The organism is Polynucleobacter sp. MG-27-Goln-C1, from assembly GCF_018881905.1.
Lineage (GTDB): Bacteria > Pseudomonadota > Gammaproteobacteria > Burkholderiales > Burkholderiaceae > Polynucleobacter.
Genome location: NZ_JACVPM010000003.1, coordinates 23,971 through 37,553 on the forward strand (window position 1 = coordinate 23,971; position 13,583 = coordinate 37,553).

The following is a 13,583-nucleotide window of genomic DNA, read 5'->3' on the forward strand; positions in this document are numbered from 1 at the left end:
GTGAGCCATATCAATTTTTTACTAGATAGATTTTCTGCCGAGCCAAATAAAATTGCAGTGGTTCTTCGGGGAATCTCTATAAGTTATGGCACTCTTTCGCAAGAGGTATTTGATCAAATTGAATGGTTGGCTAGTAAAAATATTCAACCAGGTGATGCTGTTATTTTACGTGGAGATTATTCTCCTCTTGCTATTAGTTTGCTTTTGGCATTGATTGAAATGCGTTGCATCTTAATTCCTCTGACTCCAGATGCTTTTAATACCCTGAGAGATTCTTTTGGTGAGGTTGCGCCTTCTTGGGTTATAGATGTGACTGGTTCTATCCCAATCCTAGAGCCCGTTGAAATATTTAATACCCCAACTTTGTATGAAATTATCAGACGCAGAAATGTTCCTGGATTAGTTCTCTTTACTTCGGGATCCTCAGGAAAACCAAAAGCAGTCGTTCATGATTTTTCAAAGTTGCTAGAAAAGTTTCATGTAGTTCGGCAGGCAATGATTACCTTAAATTTTCTTCTTTTTGATCATTGGGGTGGTTTAAATACCTTACTGCATTGCTTATCTAATCTTTGCCTTATTGTAGTTCCAGAGAGGCGTACTCCAGATCACATCTGCGAATTGATTGAGTGTTTCAAAATCGAGCTACTGCCCACAACCCCTAGTTTTTTAAATATGCTACTCATTTCAAAAGCATATATTGGGCGCAATTTAGACTCCCTGAAATTGATTACATACGGGGCTGAGCCTATGCCAGAGTCGACTCTAAGAGGTGCAAGAAAAATATTTCCCAAAGTTGAATTCAGGCAGACATATGGAATGATTGAGCTGGGAGTAATGCGAACAAAGTCACGTTCCGCTGATTCGCTTTGGGTTAAGTTGGGGGGGGAGGGTTACTCAACTAGAGTGGTTGATGGAATATTGCAAATTCGAGCTGATGCAGCTATGTTGGGATATCTTAATTCAGATAGTCCTTTTACGGATGATGGTTATTTAATCACGGGCGATTTGGTTGAAACGGATGGGGAATGGTTTCGTATCTTAGGTAGACAATCTGACATTATTAATGTGGGCGGTCAAAAAGTATACCCGGCAGAAGTGGAAGCGATACTCCTTGAATGCCCAGGTGTGGCTGATGCTGTTGTTTATGGGGAATCCAATCCTATTTTAGGAAAGGTTGTGTGCGCTAATTTAATTCTGGATGTGCACGCTGAAGAATCTATTGTTCGACAAGCTCTGCGAGAATTATGCAAAGAAAAAATGCAAGCATATATGTCTCCTGTAAAAATTAAGTTTGTTCAGGAAATTGCTCAGACTAATAGGCTGAAGCGTTCTCGTGCCAAAGCTTAATTATTTATATGATGTCTATAGCCCTTTTTCTATTTGCTCACCAAGATGATGAGTTCGGCGTATTTCAAAAGATTATCGATGAACTTGCTGATGGACGAGAAGTTTATTGCGCATATTTAACAGACGGAGTATCGGTTGGCTGCTCTCCTAAAGTAAGAAATCTAGAGTCGATTACGGTGTTGACAAAACTTGGTGTCCCTCGAAAAAATATTCTATTTGTCGGCGAGGAATTGATAATTCCTGATGGTAAGCTTGTGAATCATTTAAAAAAAGCAAAAGTATGGCTAACTAGTTGGCTGTCTGAGAATGCTCAAATTGAGAATATTTATCTTCCTGCATGGGAGGGCGGGCATCCAGATCATGACTCGTTGCATGCTGTTGGAGTTATAGTTACAAAGCAATTAAATTTGATAGATAAAGTATGGCAGTTCCCTTTATATAATGGTTATAAATGTAAAGGTCAATTTTTCCGCGTCCTTCTAACATTGGCAAGTAATGGCGAAGTTTTCAATAGGAAAATAAGCTGGCTTAATCGCTGTCGATTCTTAAGTTTTATTTTGAATTACCCCTCCCAAGCTAGTACTTGGGCTGGTCTCGCACCTTTTGTATTGATTCATTACCTGGTTTACGGAACCCAATCTTTGCAACGAGTTTCGTTTTCTCAAATTCAACTACCGCCACATTTAGGGCGGCTGTACTATGAGAGACGAAAGTTCTGCACTTGGCAGGTGATGTCAGAGAGACTTCGGGGGGATTTATTGGTTTCATAGCTCTGGTCTTGCTATAAATAATCGAGGTATACGCCTTTCAAATGTCTTATAACCCTGTCGGTTTTGATCCAGCTCCCTTTATTCACAATAGCTGGCTAGATAGCTCCAGCTTGAAGGAGATTTTGCGCGGCACTATTTCTTTAGGAAGTTTTGCATCTTTAGCTAAACGTTTCTAAATGCGATTAATTTGACTACTTTTCAATTCTTGATTGGTGTCAATTGTATTATTAACTTTCTTTAATAGAATCCCACGTAAAAGCCTTGCTTAATTTCTACAAGTGTAATTACATCGGTGGATCTTTGCGTTATGAATATCCACCTCCCTTAAAGTTTTTGAACGGTTTTACTTATTAGTATTTGGCCTTAATTTGATTTTGCAATCCACCCATTTGGATATCAGCAATTCTTAAGGGGGCCAAATCGCTAAGTCGGCACCCCTGAAGATCCCTAGGCAATAATCACGCTCTCATCCTCTAGACCTCCTCGCTTTGGCGGTCGAAGAGAAGTCTGGGGTAGGTTAATAGCCCTCAGTAAGGCAATTATTTTTTTACAGAGCAAAATCCTTCCCCTTTGAGGATGGACAAGTTTTCCTGCTGGTCTTTACTTTTTTCTACTTTAGGCAATCTATCTAAAGGTACTTTGAAAAAATAAATTTTTTCAAAGATAAATGAGAGCAGAGAATGAGGGGGTAAGAGCGCAAATCCTGTAGCAATCCCTATCTTCTGTTAATAAGATATTCTGGCACTCTATAGCGCACGATACCCCAGTATATCCAGGCATAACTTATCGCAAAGAGTATTACAAAACCTTTGAGGGCTAGGTGATATCGCCAGAAAAGCACTGCAGGTATGACACCCAGTAAGCAGATTAGCCACAGATAGGGGGAGGTCATTGAGTTTCGATAGATCAACATACGCTGATCGTTGTTGACATCATCCCAGCGGACAACTCGGCGATAAATGAGTTGGTGAAGATGAGATGCATCAGGCATGCCGGGATGGACTCTCTTGAGAATGACTCTGCGATAAATTGTGAAGAGCGTTTCAAAGATGGGGTAGATGCAAAGTAATAATGGAAACCATTTTGATACCTCAGGGTGTCTTGCCGTTAAGAGGACTGAAAGCTCCGCAATCCAAAAGCCAATCAGATAAGCGCCCCCATCACCCAGGAAGATAAGACCTCGCGGATAGTTCCAAACTAAAAATCCTAATAGGGCGCCAATCATGGCTAATCCAGCAATCATGATTTGAGTATCACCAACTTGAAATGCTACATAGGCAAGGCCGCCCAAAATAATAATCGCGACCATGCTTGAAAGCCCGTTATATCCATCAATGATGTTAAAGGCATTTGCAACGCCGGCAACCGCAAAGCAGGTAATGCCAATAGCTATAGCAGGGTAAGCAAGCATTAAATTATCTATTCCCAGGAGCTGAACGGATGTGAGCCAGCCGCCTAGGAGATGTCCTGCAATAGCAGCTGCGATAAAGGTGGCAATGAGCCTAACCTTAACCCCAACCTTTTTTGTAACATCCTCTAAAAATCCTGATAGAAAAGCTGGCAGCGAGGATGCTATAAGAATTAACCCAAACTGTCCTACAGATTCATTTTCAAAATAGCGCACTACTAATGCAATACAAAGCCCGAGCAATATTCCAAGTCCACCGATTCGGGGCACTGCATGAGTGTGAAATTTTTGTATACCGCTGATATCTGAGTCAGCACTAAATTTAGAATGTAAATGACTGTTACGAATCACCCAAAGTGTGATTAATAGGGATGTCAGAAAGGAGATGGCTAAAACACTCATAGTCCCTTGGTAAAAATTTACAGCCTTAACGATGCGATCATTTTAATCTATCTTGCATCTGCTCTTATGGCACCAAACTCAAGAATAAATACTCAAAGAAGATAATTAGATGTACAACACCCTGCAATAGGGTCGTTCTACCAATAGCAAGTGTTAGTGCACCAATAAAGAAGCTGAGATACATCAGCGTCATATTTAGTGAGCTAATGCCTAGGCTGAGTGGTAGATTAAAGAAGATGGCAATAGCTGCTACCGTCGGAATGGTTAGTCCAATACTAGCCAAGGCTGAACCCAGCGCTAAGTTCAAACTGCTTTGTAATCGATTAGCTCTCGCCGCCCTCACTGCCGCATAGCCCTCGGGCAAGAGCACCAACATGGCAATCGCGATACCAACCACCGTTTTTGGGGCACCAGCAGCTTTTACTCCCGCTTCGATAGCCGGGCTTAGTGCTTCAGCTAAACCAACTACTATTGCTAAAGAGACTAGTAATAGAAGAGCGCTGATGGTAGTTTTGAGATTGCTCGGCCCCTCCGCATGAATCTTGCTGTCCAATTTTTTATCGACGGCCTTAGGCAGGTAGTAGTCGCGATGGCTCACTGTTTGGAAGAATAGGAAGGCGCCATACAGGGCAAACGAAGCAATGCCAGCAAAAGCCAGCTGGCTCTTGGTGAAGTCTGGTCCTGGTGTGCTGACTGTGACCATCGGCATAACCAAAATAAAGGTTGCCATCGCAGTCAGTACACCCAATGCAGAATTAGTACCTTCGTTACGGAAGGCCATTTCATGATGCTTTAGCCCACCCATAAATATGCACAAGCCCACCACACCGTTAATCACAATCATGACTGTTGCAAATACGGCATCACGAGCAATGAATTCAGATCCCTCATGACCAGCCAGCATCATGGCAATAATGAGGGAAACTTCAATAATGGTGACGCTAATCGATAGCACTAAAGTTCCGTAGGGCTCACCCGTTTTATGGGCAATCACCTCAGCATGATGGACGGCAGAAAGTACCGCTCCAATGAGGGTGACCCCCATCAAGACGATGAACCAAGTTTGGCTGAGAAGATTTGTCATGTGGGTCGATGCTTATAAAAGATGTTGGGCTAAATTTCAGGGTAAGCTTGGGTATTAATATTGATAGTTTAAAAGGTTTGCATGAATATGAAGGCAATTGTTTTGTTTGGTCATGGCGCTCGTGATGCACGATGGCGTGAGCCTTTTGATCGCTTAGCTTCCCTCTGGAAGGCTCAGCATCCCAATACTTTGGTGGAAGTAGCCTTTTTAGAGTTGATGGAGCCTAGCTTAGAGCAGGCAATTGCATCCCAGATTGCTACTGGTGTTACAGAGATAGTGGTTGTGCCAGTCTTTTTTGGTCAAGGCGGCCATTTGCGCAATGACTTTCCAGTATTGCTATCAGCCTGCCAGAAGAAATTCCCTGGAGTGACTTTAAGCGCTACGCCTGCTGTTGGTGAGGATCTTGCCGTCTTGCAAGCTATCATCGATTTTGGTGCTAGAGCTCTGTAACTCTGTTACCTGCTGCTTTTCTCGTAAGGCTTCACCAACCATAATCAATGCTGGAGAGGTACTATCAAACCAGTCATTCGCTTTACCAATTTCGAGTTCACCAAGAGTGCTTGACCAGTGGCGCTCATTCTTGGTGCTGACCGCTTCTAGTATGTGAGCAGGTGTTTTGCTAGTATGTTGAGAATTACCTTCAATTAATTGTTTGGCAATATTGCTAGCATCTTTGCGACCCATGTAATACACCAAGGTATCTGCACTCGGATTTTGCAAGGGTGCATTCTGATTTCTCTCTATTTCACTTGCTACGTTTTCTGTAGCCTCATTTGCTTGTGCCAGAGTCACAAAAGCTACGCTTCTGCTAACGCCTCGCAGGGTGAGCGATTGCTGAATAGCGGCTGCACCAGCTAATGCCGCCGTGATACCCGGCACCACCTCTACTTCAATATGGTGTTTTTTGAGTGCTTGGATTTCTTCATCGGCGCGACCAAACATCATGGGGTCACCACCCTTAAGGCGCACGACAATTTGATATTTATGAGCCGCGTCAACCAGTCGTTTATTGATAAAGTGTTGCGCGGAAGATAGCTTTCCACAACGTTTACCGACAGGCTCTTTGATGGCTTGGGGGCAGAGCTCCAGCATAGCTGGGTCTACCAAGGCATCATGAAACACAATATCTGCCTTTGCCAGTAGATTTGCTCCGCGCACAGTAATGAGATCAGTGGCGCCAGGACCTGCGCCAACCAAATACACTTTTCCGAGTTTGCTTAGATTGCCCATGATCTGCCTATGCTATCCCTGGCTTAGTTGACTTCTTGAGTGCTGCGTTGATCGCGCCAGCTGTTTTGCGTAACTACAGAGAAGAGATTAAATTGCTTGAGAGCGACATCGAGATTCTGATCAGGACGTAGTTCAAAAGCATCAAAGCCTACGCGTGCACCTTGTAAGAGTTGATCAATTAAGACATCCCCAATTGCGCGGACTTCGTCTTGCCACTCAAAGCGATCTCTGAGGAGGGCTGCAGTACTAAAGCTTCTACCATCTCTAAAAATAGGGAAATGAGCTCCTACTACTGGCCAAAGGCTTTTGCTTTCCTCGATGATGTCAGTATGCTTGAGGATGTCATCATCCGCAGCAAACCAAACCCCAATCTCACCTTTATTGGCACGTTCAATAATGTCAGCATTTTTATAGTGCGCAATCCACCAATGAAATGGTACCAATACCTTGTGAAATCCATGCTCTAAATCAGGGATGCCGCCTTCATCACGCTCGCCATCCCACACCTGCCATTCATTGGCAATGATGGTTGGCTTGCCACCTTTTGGAAAAGAAATAATTTGCTTGTTCATAGTTTTTCTAGGATTAGGCTGTCGCCCCTTTGGGGTGCTTGCCATTATTTTTATAGGCAGCTTCTTTAAAGGGAGTTACACCTAGTCGGCGATAAGTCTCGATAAAAGGCTCATCACTTGTGCGTTGCTCTACATAGGTGTTAATCAGACTGGTCATAACATCAGGAATTTCATTGGCATAGAAAGAAGGCCCAATGACTTTGCCAATAGAGGCGTCGTTGCCTTGCTCTCCACCTAGAGTAATTTGGTACCACTCTTCACCATCTTTATCGACACCCAGAACCCCAATGTTGCCGACGTGATGGTGGCCGCAGGAGTTGATGCAACCGGAGATGTTTAAAGTGATATCACCTAAGTCGTGCAGGTAATCCAAATCATCAAAACGCTCTTGAATGGCTTTGGCAATCGGCAGTGATTTGGCATTAGCTAGTGAGCAGAAGTCACCACCAGGGCAGGCAATGATATCTGTGAGTAAGCCAATATTAGGCAAAACTAAGTTGTAGTTTTTGGCGGCGCGCCAAAGATTCAATAACTCCGCTTGCTCAACATCAGCTAAGACTAAGTTTTGTTCATGGGTGACACGTAATTCACCAAAACTGTATTGATCTGTCAAGTCAGCGATGGCATTCATTTGGGCGCTAGAAGCGTCACCAGGTGCAGCGGTGCCATGGGGCTTGAGCGACAGAATGACTGAAGCATAACCAGGCACTTGATGCGGCCTAACGTTGCGCTCTAGCCAGCGAGTAAATGCAATCTTCTCATTACAGCCTATCTTAGTTTCGGCATGAGTCTGCAATTGCACATTGCTCAATGCTGGCAAAGTTTTGTAGTTTGGTCTGGTGAAGTGCTTGGCAACACGCTCCCACTCGGCCTGCGTGAAGTTATCTTTACTCTGTTTGGAGTCATTATGTAGTTGAGCCCATTCGCCTTCCACTTGGCGTGCGAATTCTTCTGGGCCTAAGGCTTTCACTAAAATCTTGATGCGGGCTTTATAGAGATTGTCTCTTCTGCCAAAGCGGTTATACACACGTAGTAGGGCAGTCAAATAGCTTGGTAAAACTTGCCATGGCAAACCTTGCTTAATTAATGATCCCAGTATCGGTGTGCGTCCCATGCCACCACCAGCGTAGATGTCTGCAGTTAATTCTCCTGCAGCGTTTTTCTTGAGTTCAATACCGACGTCATGGCAGAGCAAGACAGTGCGATCTTGTTTCGCGCCATTAATTGCAAACTTAAATTTGCGTGGTAGATGAGCAAATTCAGGATGTAATGTTGACCATTGGCGGAGTAATTCACAGATAGGTCTTGGGTCGATGTATTCATCAGCGGCAACACCAGCAAAGGCGTCGCTTGTAATGTTGCGAATACAGTTGCCTGAAGTTTGGATGGCATGCATTTCAACTTTAGCTAGCTCAGCTAAGATATCGGGAGTCTGCTCTAGCTCTACCCAATTAAATTGAATGTTTTGACGAGTCGTAAAGTGACCATATCCACGATCGTACTTATCCGCAATGAAGGCGAGGGTGCGAAGCTGCTTAGCACTCAATAAGCCATAAGGAATGGCGACACGCAGCATGTAAGCATGGCGCTGATGGTAGAGACCATTCTGCAGACGGAGAGGTCGGAATTCTTCTTCGGCTAAGGTGCCGTTCAGGCGTCGCTCAACTTGGTCTCGGAATTGGATAACCCGTTGATCTACAAGGGTTTGGTCAATATGGTCATATTTGTACATAGACCCATATTGTCTGGGGCTATGCCTATAACTACAAATACTTAAATATTGAATCTATATATTAATTTCTATATATAGATGTAGCAACTATTTTAGATGGATGCCGCAATAAAAGTAACAAAAGTTCCATATAACGGATTCTGTATGATAGAATATAATTACGCATGATCCATTCATTCTCATGTGCGGAAACCCAATCCCTCTTTAACAGCCATATGTCGCAGAGATTTAAGAGTGTTGAGAGGGTGGCTAGACGTAAGTTGTTGCAACTACATGCTGCTACTGAGTTGCAAAGTTTGCGAATTCCGCCGGGCAATAGATTGGAGATGTTGATGGGCGATAGAAAAGGTTGTCATAGCATTCGTATTAATGAGCAGTGGCGTATCTGTTTCATTTGGAAAGCCGATGGAGCTTATGAGGTGGAGATAGTGGATTACCACTGAGAGGAACTTGATGTCAAAACTATTAGATGAAATTCATCCTGGCGAAATATTGCTAGAAGATTTTATGAAGCCGATGGGGATCACTGCGCGCCAGATTGCCGCCGATATTGATGTATCTCCAAGTCGGATTAGTGAAATTGTTAATGGAGCTCGCCCAATCACTGCAGACACAGCAATACGTCTAGGTCTATTTTTTAGGATGGATCCAAAGTTCTGGTTAAACCTGCAGATGGAATATGACATCAGGGTTGCCAAAAGAACCTTGCAGAAAGAAATAGAGCCGCGCATTAGAGTCTTCCAAAGGGAAGCCGCTTAAACAAATAAAGCCCCAATTAACTGGGGCTTTATTTATTGATAGATCAGAAATTCTAGAAGCTAAATTCCCTGTAATGCCGATAGAGGTTGGCAATCGATGCAAAGCCTAGAACTACGATCAGAACGGCAAAAAGGTAGTCAATTGTCAAATAGGTAAAGACGCCTATCTGAATGGCAATAGCTGCGGCAATAAAGGCGGCGATTGCACCGAACACTACTAGCTTGAAGTTTGGGATAAATGCACCCAGGGTAATGGCAACAAAAAGCAGAATCAGTTCAGAAACCAGTTGATCCGCCATGAAGAAGATCCCATTGGTGAACTCTGGGTTGGTGATCTTGCCGACAATCGCAAGAACCAGAATGCTGCCCAGTACCGCAAAGTTGAGCTTTGCTTTCTTAAGAATCGTGAGTAACTGATCATTCATTTTGCGTGGTGTTCCTAGGTTTTTCTTCTTTTAGTTGCTCTTAGTAATTAGGGCTGCCGCTGAAGACCAAGCTGATGCCGATCCACAGGAGGATGAAGGCAACCAAAATAGTGAAGCCAAGTTTCTTGAGGAAATATTCCAGGGTATCCATATAGGCTTCGTCATTACGACCAAAGTATTGGTCAAAGCGCTTCCAGACTAATCGACCCACTACGAGTGGCAATAGCATGGCAACAATGCCAAGAACAACGGTGAGCGTGTTATCCATCTAATTCAATACTTTCTTATGCTGGCGACCGGTGAACTAGTCATATAAAAGAAGTAAGAATACCCGTTTTTCCTACGCACCAATTGCGCTTGGTGGCTCGTTTGACCTGATTTATGCTCTAAAACCCTGACTTTGTTGATACAGTAGAGTCTTTAGCAGTCAATATTTCTTCGAAAGCATTCAATATGACCGAATTATCCGTAAGCCAAATTAAAGAAATCCGCATTGCGGTCCTGGGTGCCGCAGCTAAAGTGCCTGGTGCATTAATTGGTATGGGCGTTCTTTTCATTGCCTTGGGAATGATTGGTATTGCTGGTCAGACATTGTTTTCATTTGTCTCTATTAATGTATTGGGTGCGTTCTTGATCATTGGTGGTGCAGTGCAATTTGCCCATGCCCTTAAATCCACCGGCTGGAAGAGTGTTGGCATTCAAGTGGTATTAGCTGTTTTATATATTGCCGCTGGTGTCTACACTTGGGCATTTCCAATTCCTGCGCTAGAAGCTATTACCTTATGGCTTGCTGCGATCTTTTTTATTACCGGATTTTTACGCTTGATCTCTGCATTTCAGCATCGTCATTTCCGTGAATGGTTCTGGTTAGTTTTGTCTTCTGCGATTTCTATCTTGATGGGCGTTCTCATCATGAATGGCTATCCAGAAAGTAGTTTGTGGTTGCCTGGCTTGCTGATTGCAATTGAGTTGCTTTTGCAAGGCTGGTCATTGTTGTTCTTGGGTCTAGCCGCACGTTCATTAACTAAATAAAAATAGAGCCGTAGAACTTATTTAGAAATGCAAACGTTATGTCAATGAAAAAAACCGATCTCTATAAAAACCTAGCTCTGACAACTGCGCAACGTATGAAGAATGCTGCAAAGACGCCAAAGCCAGGTGCTGCGGAGAGTATTGCAAAAACCAAAAAAGAGCTTGCCAGTAGTAATCCTATGCTGGCCTCTTTGATGGGCAAGACAAAGTCCGAGAAAACCAAATAATTACTCTTTATAGGCACTCTTTATTCATTTGAGTGCCGGTCTATTTCTGTTTTGAAGCGAACCCAACCCCTTTTCTTAATTGACCTTCTTAAGGTCTTCGCAGCGCTGTTAATCATCCTGCATCACCTATCTAGCTACGGCCAGATAGCAGAAGATGCGCGCTTAATATTGCCAGGCTTGATGACATGGCTCTTTGAGTATGGTCGCTATGCCGTGCAAATCTTTTTAGTGATGGCTGGCTACTTGGCAACTCAGTCCCTCACGCGATTCGCTAATGCGAAATTCAGTAGCCAGAATTTGCTGCGAGTGATCATCAATCGCTATCTGCGTTTGTTTGCGCCATACATTGCCGCTTTGATTTTCACGATTCTCTGTGCTTGGATTGCACGCTTTTGGGTGAATGATGAATTCGTTGGTGAGCAAGAAACGCTGAGTCAATTTATTGCCCACCTATTTTTTCTGCAGGGCATTCTGGGTCTTGACTCGATCTCTGCAGGTGCTTGGTATATCGCGATTGACTGGCAGCTCTACTCAGTTTTAGCGGTATTGCTGATTTCTTTTTCTTCTTATCAAGCCTTGATATGGTTGATTAGTATTGTTGCCGTGAGCTCTTTGCTGTACTTCAATCGTTCCGCACAATACGAAGCCTACTTTATTTACTTCATTGGCTCTTATGGCCTTGGCGTATTGGCTTATCTTGCTAAGAACTTTGCCGATCAGAGGGTCCAAAGATTGGCTAGGTTTGCACTCATTGCTATTGGGGTAGTTATTACGATCTCCACATTGCATGAAGTATGGTTACGCAACTTCTTAGCTTGGTTTGTGGCCTTACTATTATTTGTGTGGGGGAGCGCTACTTATCTCAGCACTGGATCCGCAGTTCACGGATTGAAGACATTAACACTGCGTTCAATTGCTTGGGCTAGTCCACGCTCCTACTGTGCCTTCTTAATTCACTTTGCATTTATCTTGCTAGCAAATACGCTCTATATTGCCTCTGGAATGCACGCTCACGAAAGCGGCCTCATTGCAATTGGCTTAATGTTGGGAGTTTTAGTATGTAGCACTATTGCTGCTAGCTACTTATATCGTTTGGTTGAGATTCCTTCAGCGAAGTTAAAGATTTAGAAGATTTTTTTATTTCAGAATTGAAAACCATTTAATGTTTAGGTGAATTCAGAGATCTTCAAAAGGCGTATAATTTATTCACGACTCACCCATTAACCGTTCGGTATATCCGATTGCTTTTTGGGCGACAGACCACCTTCGGGTGGTTTTGTCTTTTCTGGAATGGGAAAATTATCAAAACCACTATTTATATTGATGGTTACAACCTCTATTACGGCTTGCTAAGAAATTCAAAATTGAAGTGGGTTGATATTGTTAGGTTGTTTTCTGAGTACATCTTAGGTAAAAATGCAGAATTAACTCAAGTGCGCTATTACACAGCGCCTGTCCTAGGAAGGATGTCGGATGACCCGATGTCAACCCAGCGACAACGGTTATATCTTCAGGCCTTAAGAAAAATGTATCCCAGTTCTTTGGAAATAATACAAGGGAAAATTTTAGCGACAACACCCTACCAAAGATTGGTGAGGCCGATTAATGAGGCCCCTGAATTAAAAATAGTTCAGGTTTATGACTTTAATGAAAAAAAGACGGATGTTAATTTGGCATCAGATCTAATTACTGGGGCTTGGACGGGAGCATATGAGCAGGCGGTAGTTTGTAGCAATGATTCTGATCTTGAGGGTGCGTTGGCGGCAGTAAAGAGGCACCATGCGCAATTGCGAATCGGTTTAGTTGCGCCAATTCAAAGTAAAGATCACCGACATATTTCGGGTGATCTAGCAAAGCACTCAGATTGGAGGAAGATTCTTAGTGTTTCGCATATTGCCGCTGCGCAGCTTCCATCTAAGATCCCGAACTCAAAAATCCAAAAGCCTGATTCTTGGTAAGAGAGGTGTTTATATTCCCATATCCTTTAAGACGCGGAAGATTTCTCGAAAAGCCTTAGGAGGTTTATTGGTTTCTTTTTCTTTACGCGCATTACGAATAAGAGTGCGCATATTCTGAATGTCCATATCCGGATATTGCTCAATCATCTTAGTGAAGGCTTCATCATTCGCAATGAGACGATCGCGATAAGACTCTAGATGGTGGAGCTTTGCAGTCTCTGCCTTGCTAACACCCTGAATCGCATCCAAGCGTTTCTGAATGGCATCCAACTCTTCCTCATCCAAAAAGCGCATCAGCTTGCCTAGATACTGCTTATGACGACGGATCGCCTCAAAACTCTTAATTTTGTTTGTTTCGGCAATGGAGGTTTTAATAGCCTCATCCATTGGTATGGTCTTTAATGCATCACTACTAAGCCCCGCTAGAACTTCGGCCAGCTTTTGGCGCTCGGTCATCAGCCGCTTTAGCTCAGATTTGCTGGGTCCCTCGTCAAGATCTTCTTTCTTGGGGGTGCGGTTCTTTTCATTGACATGCATGGGGCTATTTTAGACGGGTATTTGCCGTTTCTAGCTGAATCGCCTAATTTCTTCGTAATGGGAGATTTGGTAAATAATAGAGTTTAAAAATAGGCATCTAT

The 13,583-nt window shown here is 43.3% G+C and carries 17 protein-coding genes; 9 read left to right on the forward strand and 8 right to left on the reverse strand.

Annotated features, from left to right (window positions below):
- A complete protein-coding gene (locus ICN14_RS08235; RefSeq protein ID WP_216225998.1) occupies positions 1–1,347 on the forward strand; it encodes a fatty acid--CoA ligase family protein in 1,347 nt (448 codons plus the stop codon).
- An 8-nt stretch (positions 1,348–1,355) separates the two neighbouring features.
- Complete coding sequence (locus ICN14_RS08240) at positions 1,356–2,117, forward strand: PIG-L deacetylase family protein (protein WP_216225999.1); 762 nt, start codon at positions 1,356–1,358, stop codon at positions 2,115–2,117.
- A 715-nt stretch (positions 2,118–2,832) separates the two neighbouring features.
- On the opposite strand, the gene ICN14_RS08245 is transcribed toward ICN14_RS08240, so the two are convergent.
- Both ICN14_RS08245 and ICN14_RS08250 read right to left on the reverse strand, forming a co-directional pair.
- On the reverse strand, positions 2,833–3,927 hold the full coding sequence (locus ICN14_RS08245; RefSeq protein ID WP_216226000.1) for a glycosyltransferase: 1,095 nt from the start codon (positions 3,925–3,927) through the stop codon (positions 2,833–2,835).
- 64 nt (positions 3,928–3,991) lie between these two features.
- Complete coding sequence (locus ICN14_RS08250; RefSeq protein WP_216226001.1) at positions 3,992–5,011, reverse strand: calcium:proton antiporter; 1,020 nt, start codon at positions 5,009–5,011, stop codon at positions 3,992–3,994.
- Positions 5,012–5,092: 81 nt separating this feature from the next.
- Here ICN14_RS08250 and ICN14_RS08255 point away from each other — a divergent pair, with 81 nt between their 5' ends.
- Positions 5,093–5,461, forward strand: coding sequence for a sirohydrochlorin chelatase (locus tag ICN14_RS08255; RefSeq protein ID WP_216226002.1), 369 nt, complete (start codon positions 5,093–5,095; stop codon positions 5,459–5,461).
- Here ICN14_RS08255 and cobA read toward each other — a convergent pair.
- From cobA to ICN14_RS08270, 3 genes are read right to left on the reverse strand one after another with little or no spacing between them, the layout of a single operon-like run.
- Complete coding sequence (gene cobA, locus ICN14_RS08260) at positions 5,384–6,241, reverse strand: uroporphyrinogen-III C-methyltransferase (RefSeq protein ID WP_216226003.1); 858 nt, start codon at positions 6,239–6,241, stop codon at positions 5,384–5,386. The genes ICN14_RS08255 and cobA overlap by 78 nt on opposite strands.
- 23 nt (positions 6,242–6,264) lie before the next feature.
- Complete coding sequence (locus ICN14_RS08265) at positions 6,265–6,813, reverse strand: DUF934 domain-containing protein (protein WP_216226004.1); 549 nt, start codon at positions 6,811–6,813, stop codon at positions 6,265–6,267.
- A gap of 13 nt (positions 6,814–6,826) precedes the next feature.
- Positions 6,827–8,545, reverse strand: coding sequence for a nitrite/sulfite reductase (locus tag ICN14_RS08270; protein WP_216226005.1), 1,719 nt, complete (start codon positions 8,543–8,545; stop codon positions 6,827–6,829).
- Positions 8,546–8,709: 164 nt separating this feature from the next.
- Between ICN14_RS08270 and ICN14_RS08275 the strand changes: the two genes are divergently transcribed.
- Both ICN14_RS08275 and ICN14_RS08280 read left to right on the forward strand, forming a co-directional pair.
- Positions 8,710–8,988, forward strand: coding sequence for a type II toxin-antitoxin system RelE/ParE family toxin (locus tag ICN14_RS08275; protein ID WP_216226006.1), 279 nt, complete (start codon positions 8,710–8,712; stop codon positions 8,986–8,988).
- A 10-nt stretch (positions 8,989–8,998) separates the two neighbouring features.
- Complete coding sequence (locus ICN14_RS08280; protein ID WP_216226007.1) at positions 8,999–9,304, forward strand: HigA family addiction module antitoxin; 306 nt, start codon at positions 8,999–9,001, stop codon at positions 9,302–9,304.
- Between the two features lie 52 nt (positions 9,305–9,356).
- Here ICN14_RS08280 and ICN14_RS08285 read toward each other — a convergent pair whose 3' ends face one another.
- Together ICN14_RS08285 and ICN14_RS08290 are read right to left on the reverse strand one after the other, a co-directional pair.
- Positions 9,357–9,728, reverse strand: coding sequence for a hypothetical protein (locus ICN14_RS08285; protein WP_216226008.1), 372 nt, complete (start codon positions 9,726–9,728; stop codon positions 9,357–9,359).
- Positions 9,729–9,768: 40 nt separating this feature from the next.
- Positions 9,769–9,996: a hypothetical protein gene (locus ICN14_RS08290; RefSeq protein WP_216226009.1), complete on the reverse strand. Its 228-nt coding sequence runs from the start codon at positions 9,994–9,996 to the stop codon at positions 9,769–9,771.
- Positions 9,997–10,181: 185 nt separating this feature from the next.
- On the opposite strand from ICN14_RS08290, the gene ICN14_RS08295 reads away from it, so the two are divergent.
- The 4 genes from ICN14_RS08295 (at position 10,182) to ICN14_RS08310 (ending at position 12,945) form a co-directional block, all read left to right on the forward strand.
- Entirely contained in the window at positions 10,182–10,760 is a 579-nt protein-coding gene (locus ICN14_RS08295) for an HdeD family acid-resistance protein (protein WP_216226010.1), read from the forward strand.
- Positions 10,761–10,798: 38 nt separating this feature from the next.
- Entirely contained in the window at positions 10,799–10,987 is a 189-nt protein-coding gene (locus ICN14_RS08300) for a hypothetical protein (RefSeq protein ID WP_216226011.1), read from the forward strand.
- 51 nt (positions 10,988–11,038) lie between these two features.
- Positions 11,039–12,115: an acyltransferase gene (locus ICN14_RS08305; RefSeq protein WP_216226012.1), complete on the forward strand. Its 1,077-nt coding sequence runs from the start codon at positions 11,039–11,041 to the stop codon at positions 12,113–12,115.
- A gap of 113 nt (positions 12,116–12,228) precedes the next feature.
- A complete protein-coding gene (locus ICN14_RS08310) occupies positions 12,229–12,945 on the forward strand; it encodes an NYN domain-containing protein (RefSeq protein ID WP_216226013.1) in 717 nt (238 codons plus the stop codon).
- A gap of 9 nt (positions 12,946–12,954) precedes the next feature.
- On the opposite strand, the gene yjgA is transcribed toward ICN14_RS08310, so the two are convergent.
- Complete coding sequence (yjgA, locus tag ICN14_RS08315; protein WP_216226014.1) at positions 12,955–13,482, reverse strand: ribosome biogenesis factor YjgA; 528 nt, start codon at positions 13,480–13,482, stop codon at positions 12,955–12,957.
- Positions 13,483–13,583: the final 101 nt, after the last annotated feature.

Bases quoted from the DNA above. Each gene is read 5' to 3' on its own strand.
- ICN14_RS08240 (WP_216225999.1), top strand. From the start codon at position 1,356: ATGATGTCTATAGCCCTTTTTCTATTTGCTCACCAAGATGATGAGTTC.
- ICN14_RS08245 (WP_216226000.1), bottom strand. From the start codon at position 3,927: ATGAGTGTTTTAGCCATCTCCTTTCTGACATCCCTATTAATCACACTT.
- ICN14_RS08250 (WP_216226001.1), bottom strand. From the start codon at position 5,011: ATGACAAATCTTCTCAGCCAAACTTGGTTCATCGTCTTGATGGGGGTC.
- ICN14_RS08255 (WP_216226002.1), top strand. From the start codon at position 5,093: ATGAATATGAAGGCAATTGTTTTGTTTGGTCATGGCGCTCGTGATGCA.
- cobA (WP_216226003.1), bottom strand. From the start codon at position 6,241: ATGGGCAATCTAAGCAAACTCGGAAAAGTGTATTTGGTTGGCGCAGGT.
- ICN14_RS08265 (WP_216226004.1), bottom strand. From the start codon at position 6,813: ATGAACAAGCAAATTATTTCTTTTCCAAAAGGTGGCAAGCCAACCATC.
- ICN14_RS08270 (WP_216226005.1), bottom strand. From the start codon at position 8,545: ATGTACAAATATGACCATATTGACCAAACCCTTGTAGATCAACGGGTT.
- ICN14_RS08275 (WP_216226006.1), top strand. From the start codon at position 8,710: ATGATCCATTCATTCTCATGTGCGGAAACCCAATCCCTCTTTAACAGC.
- ICN14_RS08280 (WP_216226007.1), top strand. From the start codon at position 8,999: ATGTCAAAACTATTAGATGAAATTCATCCTGGCGAAATATTGCTAGAA.
- ICN14_RS08285 (WP_216226008.1), bottom strand. From the start codon at position 9,728: ATGAATGATCAGTTACTCACGATTCTTAAGAAAGCAAAGCTCAACTTT.
- ICN14_RS08290 (WP_216226009.1), bottom strand. From the start codon at position 9,996: ATGGATAACACGCTCACCGTTGTTCTTGGCATTGTTGCCATGCTATTG.
- ICN14_RS08295 (WP_216226010.1), top strand. From the start codon at position 10,182: ATGACCGAATTATCCGTAAGCCAAATTAAAGAAATCCGCATTGCGGTC.
- ICN14_RS08300 (WP_216226011.1), top strand. From the start codon at position 10,799: ATGTCAATGAAAAAAACCGATCTCTATAAAAACCTAGCTCTGACAACT.
- yjgA (WP_216226014.1), bottom strand. From the start codon at position 13,482: ATGCATGTCAATGAAAAGAACCGCACCCCCAAGAAAGAAGATCTTGAC.